This is a genomic window from Allolucifera butyrica, from assembly GCF_900476375.1.
Taxonomy (GTDB): Bacteria; Bacillota; Negativicutes; order Sporomusales; family UPPP01; genus Lucifera; species Lucifera butyrica.
This window is the reverse complement of the sequence record NZ_UPPP01000067.1, coordinates 36,135-51,840: the sequence shown is the minus strand read 5'-3', so window position 1 is coordinate 51,840 and position 15,706 is coordinate 36,135. Positions and strand designations below refer to the sequence as shown.

Sequence of the window (15,706 nt, the reverse complement as noted above, 5' to 3'; positions counted from 1 at the left end):
AAGGCTGCCCCCCCATTAAGTATTTTAAGGATATAAGAATGGCAGTACCTTCTCCAGCAAAACGCCCTCCCGGACCGGCATCCCGGCCTGAAAGGTCGTCTTTACGGCCAATGCTACAAAATCAGACGCCTTAGTTATCGCTTGCAATAAATCCTCCCGGCGGAGCAAACAGCCCAGTAAAACACTGGCAAAAATATCGCCGGTACCGGGATAACGCACTGGAATCCAATCGGCGGAAACCTCCCAGAAAACGTTTCGCTCCCGTTCATATCCCAAATTCATTATTTTCTCATCGTAACAAGGTATACCGGTGATCACTACTTTCGCCGGTCCGAATTCGGCCAGCCGGGGAAGCCAGTCTCTGACTCTGTCAAGCTGCAGGACTTTATCCTGATAGGATTCACCCAGTAAAAAACAAGCTTCCGTATAATTGGGAGTAATCACATCTGCCTTACGGACCAAAGCCTTCATTTTCTTCTGCATTGCCGGTGTATACGTCGTATAAAGCCGCCCTTCATCCCCCATTACCGGGTCGACAACAATCAAGGGCCGGTTCCGGGAAAACTCGCTAATAAAGCGTTCGACAATCTCTATTTGCTGCTGAGAGGCCAGAAACCCGCTATAAATGCAATCGAAGAAAACGCCCTCCTTTTTCCAGTGAGCTAAAAAGGCCGGCATCCGTTCGGTGAAATCACAAAACTCCCAATCGGCAAAACCACCTAAATGAGTGCTTAACACAGCGGTCGGTAACGGGCACGCCTGGATTCCCATAGAAGCAAGGACCGGCATAATCACAGTTAACGAACAGCGACCAAAACAGGATATATCGTGAACCGCCGCTACCCGCGGCACTGAATGTTGCATGAGTTCTCTCCCTTCATACGTATAAATCATTTTCTTGCCAACTTCTTCTCTCAATAATTCTTCAATTCTTTCCAATTCTGCAACCCGTTCTTTAACTTAGTCACTTCCATAGCCGAACGCGATCCTTTCCCGCCATGAGGCAGACTCCGGTTTGTTGTATCGATTCGACACAACAAAACAACTTCCTTTTCATTCCAGTACCACAATTTTTAGAAAGGGGCATTGCATTAGCAAAAACACAGGGGTGAATCGTTAAGGACCCGCAAGCAGCGGGTCCTTAAGCTTACTCTTCCGATTGATCCGGCAAAGTTCCGGTACAGGTCATGCAACGCCGGTACAGCCGTCCGCATTGACGGCGCTGCTCACCCGTCGTCGCCGAATCCAGGCACTGTTGATACAACGACCGGCAACGGTGCAGGCAAGTTTCCGGCTCCGTCACAATTCCCCGCTGCAGTCCCTGATAATGATATTGCAATTCATCCATAGACAACCGATAATGCCAAAAAGCAAAACCGGATAAATGATTTGCCAGGGCAACCTGGAGCAAATCGGCATAATCCGAAGGCAGGCCGCCGTAATAACCTGCCGGGGCGTAGTAGCCGCTATAATTCGCGTACGACTGATAAGGATAGTTATAATAGGAACCGTTTGGCATCGTAATCTCTCCCCAATCTGCTGTCTACTTCATTTTATGAAAAGAAAACCGGAAGTGACACGTTAACGGAAAATGTAAAACAATCTTTATACGGCCCGGTTTTCAATGCGGGCAATCTGCTGTAAGGAAGACATCAGAGTAGCAAATCGTTCGGGTTTGATGGATTGCTGCCCGTCACATCTGGCATTGGCGGGATCATTGTGTACTTCAATAATTAAACCGTCGGCTCCGACTGCCACGGCGGCCTTCGACAGCGCCTCCACCATCCACCACATGCCGGCTGCGTGGCTGGGATCGACAATGACCGGTAAGTGGCTTAATTTCTTAATGGCCAGTACTGCGCTGATATCCAGTGTATTACGGGTATAGGTTTCAAATGTGCGGATGCCCCGTTCACACAAAATAATATTTTCATTTCCCTCGGCCATGATGTATTCGGCAGACATGAGAAATTCTTCAATGGTGGCGCTCAAACCCCTTTTTAGCAATACGGTCTTATTGGTCTGTCCCACAGCCTTCAGCAAATCAAAATTTTGCATGTTGCGGGCGCCAATTTGAATCACATCGACATCTTCTACGAATTTATCCAGCATATTCATAGACATGATTTCCGTTACAATCGGCAGCCCGGTAGCCTCCCGTGCTATTTTTAGCAGTTCCAGTCCTTCTTCCTTTAAGCCTTGGAAACTGTAAGGCGACGTACGGGGTTTAAAAGCGCCGCCCCGCAAAAAGCCTGCTCCGGCCGCTTTCACTTGCTGCGCAATTGTAACAATCTGCTGCTCGCTTTCCACGGAACAGGGCCCGGCAATAATGGCCAGCTTTTCTCCGCCGACAGATCGGCCGGCCACCTGAATAATTGAGTTTTCCGGATGAAATAAACGATTGACTTTTTTATACGGTTCCTGCACAAGCAATACCTTCTCCACATATTCTTTCGTAAGCAACCGGTCCCGGTCGATCTTCCTGGTTTCGCCCACAACACCGAGGATATTCTGGAAAGTTCCGTACGTGGGCCAGGCCGTACACCCTTCCCGTTCAATTTCCTGTTTCAATTCTTCCATTTGTTCCGGTGTAACAGACGGGTGCAATACGATTACCATAATCATTCCTCCTGCTTATTTTTTGCTAATGTGACCAAAAAAAATAAGACTCTCATGAGTCTTATTCAGTGTGCTTAAAATCGTTTAATTGATTCGCGGCATCTTCCGCTAAGTTCCACATAAGTACTCATGTCTAAACAATATATTGATTTTTTTCCAAGCAAAATAACCGGCGCTAAAAAAGTAGCCCCAGCTAAAAAAGTAAAACCATTGTTTATTTGTGACATTGAGCATGTGATTCAGCATAAGAGACCCTCCGCCTGTCACAAAGACAGTAAAACTTGTTGCGATTATTTTACCAAAACCGCCCATCACTGTCAACACCCATAGGCAGCGAAAATACATTCGGCAGCAAAACGTTAATACAAATAGCAAATTAAAACAACTTTGTCTTCAGGGCAGATACACCCGGCAAAACCGCGGAAGCACCACGCAAGAGAATACTATCATCCCGCAATGCCAGTCACTTTCCCACCCTTAATGCAATAGTATGTATAAAGAAAAAAAAGGAGGTTATTCGTTTGAACTCTTATGATAAAATGCTCAAATATGTGGTCGAAAAATTTCAGGCCGGAGTCTCACCCCTGCAGCAAATCGCCCGGAATCAGGAAACCCTGATTTCGCAAAATAGTCAAATCATCCATTTGCTGCATGCAATCTCATCAGGCCGCCAGCTTGTGCCGGAACCGGCAACCAGCGATGTGACGGACAGCAGCGCTGAGACCGCTGCCGTCGATGAGCCGGCAGCCGGCGAGGAAACTGCCGCCGTAAAATTCTAATAATCCCGCATTCTGTTTGCGCCCATTGACGCCCGGTTGTCAGGGCGTTTTTTTTATTTTTCCGGCAGTTTGGTAAGCAAAAGATTTCTTAGTTCCGCAATGGATTGCACCAGATGCGTGGGATGGGCCGCAGTCAGTTCCGCCAGCGACCCATAGCCGTACGCTACAGCGATGGAGTCAATTCCTGCCTCGTCCGCGCCAATAATATCATGTTTACGGTCCCCGACCATGACCACCTTGCTTTTCTCTACTCCGGCAAGCTGTTCCAAAATATATTCGATCACTTCCGCCTTTTTAATCCGGGTACCGTTCAGATTGCTTCCCGCTACCAGCGCAAAGTAAGGATCCAAGCCCCAATGCCTGATAATAATCTCCGCAAACTCAGAAGGTTTGGAGGTGGCCACAATCAGTTTTTTCTCTGCATCCCGCAATTGGTCCAACAGTCCGTCCATGCCGGGATATACCTTATTTTCATATACCCCTTTTACGGAAAAGTATTCCCGGTAATACAGCACGGCCTGGCGGGCCTGTTCCGGGGAAAAACCATAGTATTCTTCAAAGGAATCCGTAAGGGGCGGACCAATAAACGGGGTAAGCTCATCCAAATCGTGAACGGCAATACCGAACTTTTCCAAAGCATAATGAACAGACTTGGTAATCCCCTCCTTGGGGTCGATCAATGTCCCGTCCAAATCAAATAAAATGACCTCGTAATTTTTCATAACGTCTCCCATTAATTAGCTTAACTAATATGTAGTATTAGAAGCATTAATTTTTCTCAATAACCGGGGTATGCTACAATCCCATTATAATCAGAATGTCCCACTGGCTGTCAATATCTAGTTTCCTACCATTCATCGCACAAGGAGGTTCCTTATGGAACTATTAAAAAATAAAATTCGCCAGGAAGGTACCGTTCTTAATAATTCCGTCTTAAAAGTAGACTCTTTTTTAAACCACCAGATCGACCCGGTTCTTATGTTTCAAATGGGTGAAGAATTTGCGCACCGCTTTCAGGACGCGGGGGCGACTAAAATTTTAACGATTGAATCTTCCGGTATTGCCGTAGCCTTGGCTACCGGTTTTAAAATGGGCCTGCCCGTTGTATTTGCCCGCAAAAAAAAGTCGGTTCTCATGAATGAAGCAGCTTATACCGCCAAAGTTTTCTCCTTTACCAAAAAAGAAAGCAGTGAAATCACGGTGCTCAAAAAATTCCTGGCTGCCGGCGAAAAAATTCTCATTATTGATGATTTTCTGGCCAGCGGCGAAGCCGCTCTGGGCCTCACGGAGATTGTCCGGCAAGCCGGAAGCACCGTAGCCGGCATTGGCATTGTCATTGAAAAATCCTTTCAGGCCGGTGCGGCAAAACTCCAGGCTGCCAATTATCATCTGGAATCGCTCGTACGCATCGGTTCCTTCGAAAATGGCCAGGTCCTTTTCTTATAGCAATCCTCTTAAATATGGTTCCCCTACCAGGAGGCCTTGCCGCTAATTCGCGGCAAGGCCTCTTTTTGCCAGTTCCTGTTCTGTACTGACCATTTGAATACAAAGCACCAGCAGCTGCACGGCCTGCTTCAGTTCCGGCAGCGGCGGAAAGGTAGGCGCAATCCGGATATTTTTGTCTGCGGGATCTTTACCGTACGGAAATGTAGCGCCGGCAGCCGTAAGCGCGACTCCGGCAGTTGCAGCTTTAGCGACCACATTTTTGGCGCAGCCGGGCAACGTGTTCAAACTAATAAAATAGCCACCCCGGGGCTTGCTCCAACTAGCCAGTCCCTTACCGCCCAGTCCGGATTCCAGAAGCTCCAATACCAGCTCAAATTTCGGTTTAATAAGCGCCGCGTGCCGGTGCATCTGCGCCTCGATACCGGCCATATCCCGGAAAAACCGGACATGACGCAGTTGGTTCAGCTTATCCGGTCCAATGGTTTGGGCAAGCATTTGCTTCTTAAGCCAGCTAATATTGGCTTCGCTGCTTGCCAGCATGGCGATCCCGGCACCGGGAAAGCTAACTTTTGACGTTGAACTGAATACAAAAGCCCGGTTGGCATGCCCTGCCTGCTTGCAGGCAGCCAGTATATTCAGCAGCCGGTCCGGAGTGTCCGTTAGATGATGGACCGCATAGGCATTATCCCAAAAAATCCGGAAGTCCGGCGCTTTAGCCGGCATAGCGGCCAATCGCTTCACAACCGTATCGGAATAGGTAATACCAGTTGGATTGCTATATTTCGGTACGCACCAGATGCCTTTAATGGCGGGATCTGCCGCCACTAATTGTTCAACCTGGTCCATATCCGGCCCGTCATCCAGATAGGGGACAGAAATCATAGCAATACCGAAATGCTCGCAGATACCAAAATGCCGGTCATAACCGGGACTGGGACAAAGAAACTTTACCTGCGGCAATTTGCTCCAGGGCATCTCACTGTCCGGCAGACCGCACAATAACGCCCGGACGATCAGATCGTGCATCATAATCAGGCTGGAATTGCCTCCGACAATCACTTCCCGGGACTCGGCCTCCAAAATCGATGCGCAAAGCTCCTTTGCTTCCCGAAGGCCGTCCACGCCGCCATAATTCCGGCAGTCTGTCCCGTCAAAGCTCCGGTAGTCGTCTTCAGCCAGACAGGTAATCAGCCCGTTGGAAAGGTCCAACTGCTCCACACAGGGTTTTCCGCGTGACATATCCAGGGTAAGCTTTTGCTCCCGAAATTTTTCGTAATGGCAGGATAATATGGAATAATGTTCTTTTAGTGCCAAATCCGGCATTTTCTCCAATACATTCATTATGCATCGCTCCTTTTATTCTTACTTATTATACGGGATTGGTTAAACCGGAAACAATAGATTGACGCAATGTATCCTGTATTCTCGGCACATGGCGCAGGGCACGAGGCGCTGAAAAACCGCTAAGAATGATAGCCAAGTGCTTATCCCTATAGAATAAATAGTCTTTTTGTCAGTTCCGTTTATTTACTTCACTCATCTACAGCACAATATATATGGTTATAATACTAAAACAAATACAATATATTGAGTACAATGCTGAAAAAAGGCTAAAGTTGCCACAAAAGTGATTATTTGAGACTTTCACCCGGTTTGCAAAATCCACGGACTTGCATTAACCTTGAACTAGTGTTATCTACTAATAAGGAGTATCGTTTGAGGAGTGAATGATCCATGTTAAGTTTGTCCGCAGCAGAAATTGAAGAGTTAAACAAAAAAGTTCAGTTCGGAGTCTTGGGCAAAGCCGTTTATGAGCGTACCTATTCACGGATTAAACCGAATGGAGAAAAAGAAACCTGGCCGGAAACCGTCCTGCGGGTCGTAAACGGTAATTGCAATTTAGTGCCGGAAAGATATATCGAAGCAGGAGAACGGGAAAAACTGTTTCAACTGATTTATCAGTTTCAGGCCATCCCGGCCGGACGCAGTTTATGGGTTTCCGGCGTTCCGGGACGGCAGTTTCTGTTTAATTGCCACAATAGTTCCTGGACAGAAGACATTTCCGGGCATTTTACCTTTTTATTTGACGAACTATGTAAAGGCGGCGGCGTCGGCAGTAATTATTCCTGCCGTTATATACAACACTATCTCCCGGTTCAAAACCGTTTCGACTTGCATATCGTTTGTTCGCAAAATCATCCCGACTATCTGTCGGTACAAGATAAATTGTCCACCAAATTTTCAGCGGACTGGACAGGTTCTATTTCCATAGAGGATTCCCGGGAAGGCTGGGTACAGGCATTAAAAACTTTATTGCAATATTTTTGGTCCGAACCGTTTGAAGAAAGAGAAGTCATTTTTGATGTTTCCAATATCCGGGCCAAGGGTTCGCGGATTAAAGGCTTCGGCGGCATCGCCTCCGGGCCGGTCCCGCTCATCGTCATGCTGCAGAATATTGCCGCTTTATTAAATGCCCGTTATAGTCAAAAGCTGACCTCCCTCGATTTTATGCTGCTGGACCATTTAATCGCCGCTTGCGTTATTTCCGGCAATGTCCGCCGCAGCGCCCGTATGAGCATCAAGTCCTGGAAAGATCCCGACATTCTGGATTTCATCAATTGTAAACTGGACGAGTCTTCTCATTGGACTACCAATATTTCCGTAGAAATTGACGACGATTTTTTTAAAGCCTGGAAAAAGGGCAATAAGCATGCAAAAACAGTTTTTAATAAAGCCGTCGAAGCAATGCTGACCCGGGGTGAACCCGGCTTCTGGAACCGTTCTTTATCTCAGGTCGGCGAAACCGAACCGGAACGGATTGAAAGCACCAATCCCTGCGGTGAAATTGCTCTGCAGGGATTTGAAAACTGCAATCTGGGGCATATCAATCTGGCCGGTTTTGATGATGAGCAGCAGCGACAGGAAGCATTCCGCCTCATGGCCCGTTTTTTAATCCGTAATACATTCGGCGACATTCTTAATAAACGGCAAAAAGAAATTGTGAGTAGAAACCGCCGTATCGGCGTTGGTTTCTTCGGCTATCAGACCTGGCTGGTCAAAAACGGCATCAAATATTCCGAATCTCATCACAATCAATTTGTCATTCATTCCCTGAAAAAATATTACCAGGTCGTGCGCAACGCCGTACGGGAGTATGCTTTCGCCCTACGCATTCCCGAACCGGTAAAAGTAACGACCATCGCACCTACCGGTACGATTGCACTGTTGCCCGGTGAAACAACCGGCATTCAGCCTATCTATACCCGGTACGGAATTCGCCGGATCCGTTATGCCGATAATGATCCGCAACTGACCGAATTTGCCCCCCAGGATATCGAGCAGGACATTTATTCAGCAACCACCAAAGCGGTAAAATTTTATTATAAAGACCGGCTGGTGGAAATCGCCGAACACTTAAACTTTGACGTGAAAGACCTAGTAGAACAGCAGGATGAAATTCATTTGGCGGATATGCTGAGTGTTCAGGCCATGATTCAGGATGTCTATGCGGATAATGCCGTTAGCTTTACGGCCAATATTCTGCCGGGTTCACTGACCAAAAAAGAAATTAAGGGAATTTTACTTTCTTATTTACCACGGCTGAAAGGTACAACCATTATGGTTGATGAAAGCCGGCCCCAAGCCCCGTATGAACGTGTCAGCGCTGCGGAATTTGAAAAACATAACGGCTTAATCGGGCATGGCAACCTGGAATGTACCAATGGCGCCTGCCCGATAAAATAAGAAAGACCGCATAAACGGTCTTTCGGCTCGTGACGCAGGGCTCAGGGCATTTCCTCCAGCTCTTTTTTTACATAACAAATTCTTGGCACTGTGCATAAGATATAATAACGGATCTATAAATTTTTATGTTGGAGGTATTGCGATGCAACCTTGTATGCCCAGTTGCCGGAGAAGATGTGTGGGAAGATTTACGACGGAATACAAAGTCTACGAAAACTGCTGCTATGACGTGGTAAAAGTATGTTGTCATTGTGGCTGCGAGTATAGCCATGATCATGAATGCTGCCCGCGCTGCGGTATGACCGCCGATGATCCTCCCCGTTTCGGCTTTGGCCGATTCGGCGGCTTCGGCCGGTTTGGCGGCTTCGGCGGTTTCGGAAGATTTGGCCGGTTCGGGCGATTTGGTTTTCCTTTCCGAAGAAGATTTTTCCCGCCCTTTGCATTTTCTCCCTTTTTCTTTCCCTTTTTCCCTTTTGAAGAAGAAGAGGAAGAAGATTTTTACTAAAAATTCTGTTGTTCAACAAAAGATTTACCAAAAGGAATCATCTGCTTCTCAAAACCTCCCGGTTCTAATAAGCCGGGAGGTTTTCAGTCTGTCACTATTCCAGTTTCATGCTGATATCGGCCGCTTTTACGGAATGCGTCAATGCTCCGCTGGAAATGACATCCACACCGGCAATACCCAGGGCGGCTACCTTTTCCAGCGTCACATTGCCGGAAACTTCAATCAGGGCCCTGCCGTCCACCATTTTTACCGCCTGTTGTATTGCCGCCAGCGGCATATTGTCCAGCATAATCACATCCACTCCGGCCGCCAATGCCTCAAGGATCTGTTCAGGCTTCTCGGTTTCGACCTCAATTTTTACAAACGGGGAAACATGGCGGCGAACCTTTTCTACCGCCGGCAGAATTCCGCCGGCAGCCTGAATATGGTTATCTTTAATCATGACCATGCCGTCCAGTCCGTACCGGTGATTCTTGCCGCCGCCCATTGTTACGGCGTACTTTTCCAGCATTCGTAAGCCAGGTGTTGTTTTGCGGGTATCAACAATCACCGTACCGGACCCCTGGAGTGCTTCCACATAACGGCTGGTTTCCGTGGCAATGCCCGACATGTGCTGCAACAGATTCAGTGCCACCCTTTCCCCTGCCAGCAAAGCCCTGGTAGGTCCCTCAAGCAAAGCAATCCTTTCTCCCCCGTTGACCCGGTTACCGTCCGCAAAATGCGGTATAACTCTTACCCGCTCGTCGAGGAGAGCAAAAACGGCGGCGAACACGCCGATTCCCGCTAAAACGATTTTTTCTTTCGCCAGCAAGTATCCCCGGGAAACATGCTCCTCACCGAAGATTGCCTCGCTTGTAATATCACCCAGACCGAGATCCTCATTCAGAGCCCGCCGTAATAATTCATCCAAGGCCAGTTTATTCATCCAGCACCGCCTTCTTTCCCCATTGATGTATAATATGCCGGTTAAAATCCGCGTCATTTTTCCGGGGATAGTCGGACCGGTAATGCGTTCCCCTGCTTTCCCGGCGGATTATGGCCGCCTCCAGCAGCATTCTCGCCAGCAGCAATGAGTTGAACTCCTGATACCATTCAGCAGTTAAAGACACATCATATTCTTCCGGCCGGCATTGCAACTGCTCCAGTAAAGATTTCATCGCTTCTTCCCTGCGGACGGCCCCGGCAGCTCGTTCCAATTCCGCCCCCAGCCTTTGACAGTTAATCCGGCAGCCTTTCTCCCCGGTTTTGTCGGGAATTTCCGGTCGAACCGTCCGGCGCAGTTCCTGTTCGATCGCTATGGCGGCTCTGCGACCGAATACAACGCTTTCCAGCAGGGAATTGCTGGCCAGCCGGTTGGCGCCATGCACCCCCGTAGCTGCGGCCTCCCCGCAGGCATATAACCCGTCTAATGTCGTTTTGCCCCAAAGGTCGGTCAAAATACCGCCAATTGCATAATGCGCCGCCGGCGCGACGGGTATCAAATCCCGTTCCAGCAAATATCCGGCGGACTCTAGTTCCGCGTAAACCTGCCGGAACCGATCGGTCAAAAATTTCCTGCCAAGATGTCTGGCGTCTAAATAAACAAATTCTTGCCCTGCCTGCTTCATTTCTTGCAGGATGGCCCGGGAAACTTCATCCCGGGGCGCCAATTCCCCATCCGGATGATATGCCGTCATAAACCGTTCGCCAGCCGCATTACGCAGCAGCGCGCCTTCTCCCCGCAAGGCCTCGGTCAAAAGAAATACTTCGCGGCCGGGAGCTGTAAAGGTAGTCGGATGAAATTGGACAAATTCCATATCGGCAATCACCGCTCCCGCCCGGTAGGCGGTGGCGATTCCGTCACCGCCGGCAGCGGGATTGGTTGACCGGGCAAATAATCCGCTATAGCCGCCGGTGGCGACGACAACCGCTCCGGCCTGCAAAACGACAACCTGGCCGTTATATAACAAAGTACAGCCGCAACACTGCCTGTCTTGCGTTAAAATCCCGGTCAGAAAACAATTCTCCCACCGGTCTATATTTACCCGCCCGGGCATCGCTGCCGCCATAATTTCGGCAATGTGCTTCCCCGTATAATCGTAATAGTGGACAATACGGCGGCGGGAATGACCGCCTTCCCTGGTTAAATACAAATCAGTCTCCTTATGATTAAAATCCGCGCCAAGAGACTGCAAAAACTTCAGTGCTGCCGGTCCTCCTTCCACCATCACTTTTACTGCTTCCGGCCGGCATAAACCCCGGCCAACCCGCAGCGTATCGGCAATATGTTCCTGGAAACTATCTTCCTTGCCGATAGCGACCGCCATCCCTCCCTGAGCCTTATAAGTACTGCTGGCACTAAGCCGCTCCTTACTGACCAGCGCCACCTTCAGTCCGGGATTGAGGGATAAAGCGGCTGCCATCCCGGCAATCCCGGAACCAATAACCACCACATCATAAACCTGGCGGTCTTCTGCGGAATTCCTGTAAAACATATCTCACCACTCCGCCGTTATGCTAATTCCAGCATCTTATTCAACATACTTTGAGCCCTGTATGCCAGTTCCGCCGGCACTTCGATTTCATGCCGGCTGGTAAGCAGCGCTTGATATACGCTGTTTAGTCTGGTCATTTTCATATTCGGACAGATTAACCCGGGATGCAATAAATAGAATTGCTTTTCCGGACAGGAATCGTTTAAATTATGTAAAACCCCGGCTTCGGTGCCTATAATAAAGACTTTGGCAGTAGATTGTTTGGCATAATTGATAATCTCCGAGGTACTGCCGGCAAAATCGGCCATCGCGACGACCGCCGGCTCACATTCGGGATGAATTAGAATTTTGGCTTCCGGATATCTGGCCCGGACGGATTCGACATCCGCCGGCTTTACTTTGGCATGGGTGCGGCAGTGGCCCTGCCAAAGAATCAGTTCTTTATCGGGAACCTTTTGGGCAACATACTGCCCCAAATTTTCATCCGGCACAAAAAGAATCCGGCGCTCCGGCAGAGACCTGACAATTTTTACCGCATTGGACGAAGTGCAGCAGATATCGCATTCCGCCTTCACCTCCGCCGAAGAATTAATATAACAAACAACCGGTACGCCGGGATACCGTGCTTTCATTTCCCGCAAGCCCTCCACCGTAATCATATCCGCCAACGGGCAACCGGCGCCACTCTCCGGCAACAGCACCGTTTTTCGCGGCGACAATATTTTGGCAGTTTCGGCCATAAACCGAACGCCGCAGAAAACAATCACATCTTCTTTCGTATTGGCCGCAATCTTGCTTAAATAGAATGAGTCCCCCACATAATCGGCGACTTGCTGTACTTCCTCCAACTGATAGTTGTGGGCTAAAATCACCGCATTGCGTTCTTTTTTAAGCCGACGCACTTCCGTTTGCAAATCCATACCTGTGACACTCCTTTTAGCCGGAGACACCGCCGGACTGCTGCGGTTCCCGCGGACAGTCCCCCATAGCTGACTCTTAGGCTAAATTTACGCTAAATCATAGCATATGTAATTTATATATTATTCTATACATATGTCATTACAGCTGTCAATACATATTACTCAAAAACTGTTTGTTAAAAATTTATGACCTCTCATCCGGCAGCAATAGAAATTAAACGTTTATTTTCTATTGCCGGCATGCAAATAAAGGGAATATAATCCAGGAGAAGGAATTATATATAATTATATTCCGGTTATGCTGTGCCGGAGTGCAATATTAAGGAGAAAAGAGTGATTGCAATGATAAAAAGTCTGATCCGTACCCTACTCTGCTGCATAATGCTTTGTTTTCTTTTCGTAGGACCGGTCTACGCGGCTGCGGCCGGCACCAACGAATGGGATATCCCCTTCCTGGGCACGATGGCCAAACCGGATGGATTCGTTGCCGTGGATATTGAACAATGGGCCAAAGACCTTACTGCTTTATATCCGGCCAAAAAAGATAAAAAAACACAGCCGGCGGCAGCAGTCAAGGTGCCTGCCAATTCCCCGGTAAAAATGCCCACGGATTTGAAACTTTATCAGCTACAGGTAAGCGACGGCAAAGTTTATCATATTGCCGGTGCCGTCGCCCTAAGAGATGACACCATGGACGGAGCGAATTATTTTTTTTCGGCGTTTAAAACCGTGCAGGCACAACGGATTGAAGAAATCAACCGCAATATTACCGCAAATATCCGGTCCATTCAAGACGCCGTTGCAAAAACAAATCTATTTACCTTCCAGATTTTAGACCTGTCGCTGTTTAGCCGGCTAAACCCGAACGGCGGCAACGACGCAATTTACACTGCCAGCGGCCGCGTAATTGTCAACATGAACGGTTTGATTATGCCGATGCATGGGAAAGTATATGTCGCCAAAAGAGATGGCAGGCTGGCTGCGTTGCTTATATTTACCTATGACTCAGACGGAAAATTCTGGGATACAACGGCAGATCGATTAATGACTTCTTTAAAATACAACAAGAAAGACCGCTGACGCGGTCTTTCAGTCTGTGGCGCAGGGCTCGCTCCTTGATTGGTAAGGACTTTCGGCTCTAACTTATAAATTCCAGTGTATCTAAAAGAAAACCGGAACTACCTCTCAAATTCTATGGCGGTAAAAGTAACCGGGCCAATTACCGTTGCGGCACTGCCGGCATCCGGTAATTCCGCTGTGAGGAAGTAAGAGAACGGTCTTGTTAACAAGGTATCAACATGACTAAAAGAGCTAACCCGGCTGTTGTCAGCAGTGCTTGACGCGCTGTCATCGGCACTGAAAATTAAAGCGCCTGTCACAGGGGCACCACGCCAGATTCTAAATAACACATCAACCCGGGCTAATCCCGTACCGTTAGTTACAGCCAGCCAGCCGACAGTTGCCGATAATAATACGGTATTCCGGCAGTCGGAACGCAGGGTAAGTGAGGCCAAGGTGGTCGGCGTAGGCGACAATGTGAGAGGAATGGCTACACTGCCGCTGACATTATTAGGCAGGACAAAAAACCGGAACCGCTCAACTTCATTATGATGATGAGTCATCTCATCGTGTCGATTCACCCTTAATCACCTCCGTTACTATATCTATTAACATAATATTCATCGCTCCTGTCGATTGTTACGGAAGGTCCGCATGAAAATAATTTTTCCCGACACAGTATCCTTGTTATCAAGAAAGACCGCTTAGGGCGGTCTTTGCAATCGGTTCCAATCCAATTCCAAGAATCGTGTAATAAACTATAAATGCTCGCTGAATATATTATTCTATTTGCCCTCCTTTTTAGAGGGCTATTTTTTATTTAAAAAATCTTTCTTTTTACAAATCTTTACTTCAATGAGGGTTTGTCACATTTTTGTCACAATTTGCCGTTAAGATAATAAATGCGATAACAATTACACACGTTTTCTACGATTGACCCCCCACCGTTTGATGGGGGGTACTTTTTTTAATCTGGGAAACCGGCTCTTATCAGGCATCAGCCCCTCTTTTGGTATTGTCGTTATAGACGCGGTCGGCATATGCCTTAGTGTAACTGAAATAAGGATCCTCAAAATCAACAATGAACAGTTCCGGATTCTTTAAAAGATCCAGTTCAACGACCTGATTGACTGGTTTACCATCCTTGTCTGAAGTAATGCGAACGATGGGAGTTGTTTTATTTTTTATGCCTACACCAAGAATCACGCCGTTCTGCTGATTGTTAAGCCGTACCGTCTTACCCATCGGGTAAATGGCCACATTTTGGTTAAAATGGTCGATAATAGCCGGGTTAAAATAGTCTCCCGCGGCTCTATTCAGAATGGCAACGGCAAAATATACCGGCGTGGGCAGACGGTGCGGCAGCCCCGTAATTAAACGGTCATAAACATCGGCAATGCCGATAATCTGCGCATACTCGGAAATGGCTTCTCCCTTAATGCCCATGGGATAACCGCTGCCGTTCCAGCGTTCGTGATGCTGAAAACAGGCGTTAATGACATTATCGGACAAAGCGGGGTTTTCCCGTAGGATCTCCAAAGAGTAGAATGAATGCCGCCGGTATTCCTCCCTGGATTCTTTTGACAAATATTCAGGAAACTGCAGCGCTAACTGCCGGGAAAATTTAATTTTCCCAATATCATGGAGCATGGCTGCCAACCCCAGCTCATTTAACTGGCTAGCGTCATATCCCATACCCATTCCGGTCATAACTGACAAAATGCAAGTATTAACGGCATGAGAAAACATATATTCTTTTTTGCGGCGGATGTCCAGAAGATAAAGCATCTTTTCCGGGTCCCGGCCAACCCGGTTAATTATGTCGGCGACAATGTCCTTTACTCCCTCTAGATGTATTCCTTTACCAACCCTAAACTGATTGACTTGCTCCCGGGCAGCTTTCACGGCTTCCTGCCGTTGTTCCTGGTCATAGATATTTCCTTCCCTATCAGCCGTGCCTTTAACTTCCGGGTCCCCAATAAACAGGGAGGTAATTCCGTTTCTACGCAGATATTCAATATACCGTTCCTTCATTTCTATGCCCTCATGAAGTAAAACCGTACCATCATCTGCAATAAGCGGTCTTGTTAAGGACACGCCCGGCCGTATCTCCTCCAGCGTTATTTTTTGCATAGAACCACCTCCCACGATAAGCATGCC

15 protein-coding genes are annotated in these 15,706 nt (G+C 47.9%); 5 read left to right on the top strand and 10 right to left on the bottom strand.

Annotation, left to right across the window (positions count from 1 at the left end; all coding sequences use genetic code 11):
* Nucleotides 1–24: 24 nt before the first annotated feature.
* The 3 genes from LUCIF_RS09745 to aroF form a co-directional block, all read right to left on the bottom strand.
* Nucleotides 25–939, bottom strand: coding sequence for a pyridoxamine kinase (locus LUCIF_RS09745; protein WP_207857364.1), 915 nt, complete (start codon nt 937–939; stop codon nt 25–27).
* A 208-nt stretch (nt 940–1,147) separates the two neighbouring features.
* Nucleotides 1,148–1,519 carry a hypothetical protein gene (locus tag LUCIF_RS09740; protein ID WP_122627700.1) on the bottom strand — a complete coding sequence of 124 codons (372 nt, stop codon included), beginning with the start codon at nt 1,517–1,519 and terminating at the stop codon, nt 1,148–1,150.
* An 86-nt stretch (nt 1,520–1,605) separates the two neighbouring features.
* Nucleotides 1,606–2,619 (bottom strand): 3-deoxy-7-phosphoheptulonate synthase, encoded by a 1,014-nt coding sequence (gene aroF / locus LUCIF_RS09735; protein WP_122627699.1) that lies wholly within the window; start codon nt 2,617–2,619, stop codon nt 1,606–1,608.
* A gap of 521 nt (nt 2,620–3,140) precedes the next feature.
* On the opposite strand from aroF, the gene LUCIF_RS09725 reads away from it, so the two are divergent.
* A complete protein-coding gene (locus LUCIF_RS09725; protein WP_122627697.1) occupies nt 3,141–3,398 on the top strand; it encodes a hypothetical protein in 258 nt (85 codons plus the stop codon).
* A 53-nt stretch (nt 3,399–3,451) separates the two neighbouring features.
* On the opposite strand, the gene LUCIF_RS09720 is transcribed toward LUCIF_RS09725, so the two are convergent.
* On the bottom strand, nt 3,452–4,120 hold the full coding sequence (locus tag LUCIF_RS09720) for an HAD family hydrolase (protein ID WP_122627696.1): 669 nt from the start codon (nt 4,118–4,120) through the stop codon (nt 3,452–3,454).
* Between the two features lie 154 nt (nt 4,121–4,274).
* On the opposite strand from LUCIF_RS09720, the gene LUCIF_RS09715 reads away from it, so the two are divergent.
* The gene (locus LUCIF_RS09715; protein ID WP_122627695.1) at nt 4,275–4,844 is read left to right on the top strand and encodes a xanthine phosphoribosyltransferase; all 570 of its coding nucleotides are present in this window, start codon (nt 4,275–4,277) and stop codon (nt 4,842–4,844) included.
* Nucleotides 4,845–4,886: 42 nt separating this feature from the next.
* On the opposite strand, the gene LUCIF_RS09710 is transcribed toward LUCIF_RS09715, so the two are convergent.
* On the bottom strand, nt 4,887–6,185 hold the full coding sequence (locus LUCIF_RS09710; RefSeq protein ID WP_122627694.1) for an aspartate aminotransferase type Ic: 1,299 nt from the start codon (nt 6,183–6,185) through the stop codon (nt 4,887–4,889).
* A gap of 393 nt (nt 6,186–6,578) precedes the next feature.
* Here LUCIF_RS09710 and nrdJ point away from each other — a divergent pair, with 393 nt between their 5' ends.
* Both nrdJ and LUCIF_RS26485 read left to right on the top strand, forming a co-directional pair.
* A complete protein-coding gene (gene nrdJ / locus LUCIF_RS09705) occupies nt 6,579–8,588 on the top strand; it encodes a ribonucleoside-triphosphate reductase, adenosylcobalamin-dependent (RefSeq protein WP_122627693.1) in 2,010 nt (669 codons plus the stop codon).
* Between the two features lie 142 nt (nt 8,589–8,730).
* Nucleotides 8,731–9,093: a hypothetical protein gene (locus LUCIF_RS26485; RefSeq protein ID WP_207857362.1), complete on the top strand. Its 363-nt coding sequence runs from the start codon at nt 8,731–8,733 to the stop codon at nt 9,091–9,093.
* A gap of 94 nt (nt 9,094–9,187) precedes the next feature.
* Here LUCIF_RS26485 and nadC read toward each other — a convergent pair whose 3' ends face one another.
* The 3 genes from nadC to nadA are packed head-to-tail and all read right to left on the bottom strand — an operon-like array spanning nt 9,188 to nt 12,487.
* Nucleotides 9,188–10,018 carry a carboxylating nicotinate-nucleotide diphosphorylase gene (gene nadC, locus LUCIF_RS09695; RefSeq protein ID WP_122627692.1) on the bottom strand — a complete coding sequence of 277 codons (831 nt, stop codon included), beginning with the start codon at nt 10,016–10,018 and terminating at the stop codon, nt 9,188–9,190.
* Nucleotides 10,011–11,567 (bottom strand): L-aspartate oxidase, encoded by a 1,557-nt coding sequence (gene nadB, locus LUCIF_RS09690; RefSeq protein WP_122627691.1) that lies wholly within the window; start codon nt 11,565–11,567, stop codon nt 10,011–10,013. The genes nadC and nadB overlap by 8 nt, the downstream gene beginning before the upstream one ends.
* Nucleotides 11,568–11,584: 17 nt before the next feature.
* Nucleotides 11,585–12,487, bottom strand: a complete 903-nt coding sequence (nadA, locus tag LUCIF_RS09685) for a quinolinate synthase NadA (RefSeq protein ID WP_122627690.1) — start codon at nt 12,485–12,487, stop codon at nt 11,585–11,587.
* 381 nt (nt 12,488–12,868) lie between these two features.
* On the opposite strand from nadA, the gene LUCIF_RS09680 reads away from it, so the two are divergent.
* Nucleotides 12,869–13,567 (top strand): hypothetical protein, encoded by a 699-nt coding sequence (locus LUCIF_RS09680; RefSeq protein WP_165865951.1) that lies wholly within the window; start codon nt 12,869–12,871, stop codon nt 13,565–13,567.
* Nucleotides 13,568–13,665: 98 nt separating this feature from the next.
* Here LUCIF_RS09680 and LUCIF_RS09675 read toward each other — a convergent pair whose 3' ends face one another.
* Both LUCIF_RS09675 and LUCIF_RS09670 read right to left on the bottom strand, forming a co-directional pair.
* Entirely contained in the window at nt 13,666–14,127 is a 462-nt protein-coding gene (locus LUCIF_RS09675) for a hypothetical protein (RefSeq protein WP_126720587.1), read from the bottom strand.
* 409 nt (nt 14,128–14,536) lie between these two features.
* Nucleotides 14,537–15,679: an HD-GYP domain-containing protein gene (locus tag LUCIF_RS09670; protein ID WP_207857360.1), complete on the bottom strand. Its 1,143-nt coding sequence runs from the start codon at nt 15,677–15,679 to the stop codon at nt 14,537–14,539.
* Nucleotides 15,680–15,706: the final 27 nt, after the last annotated feature.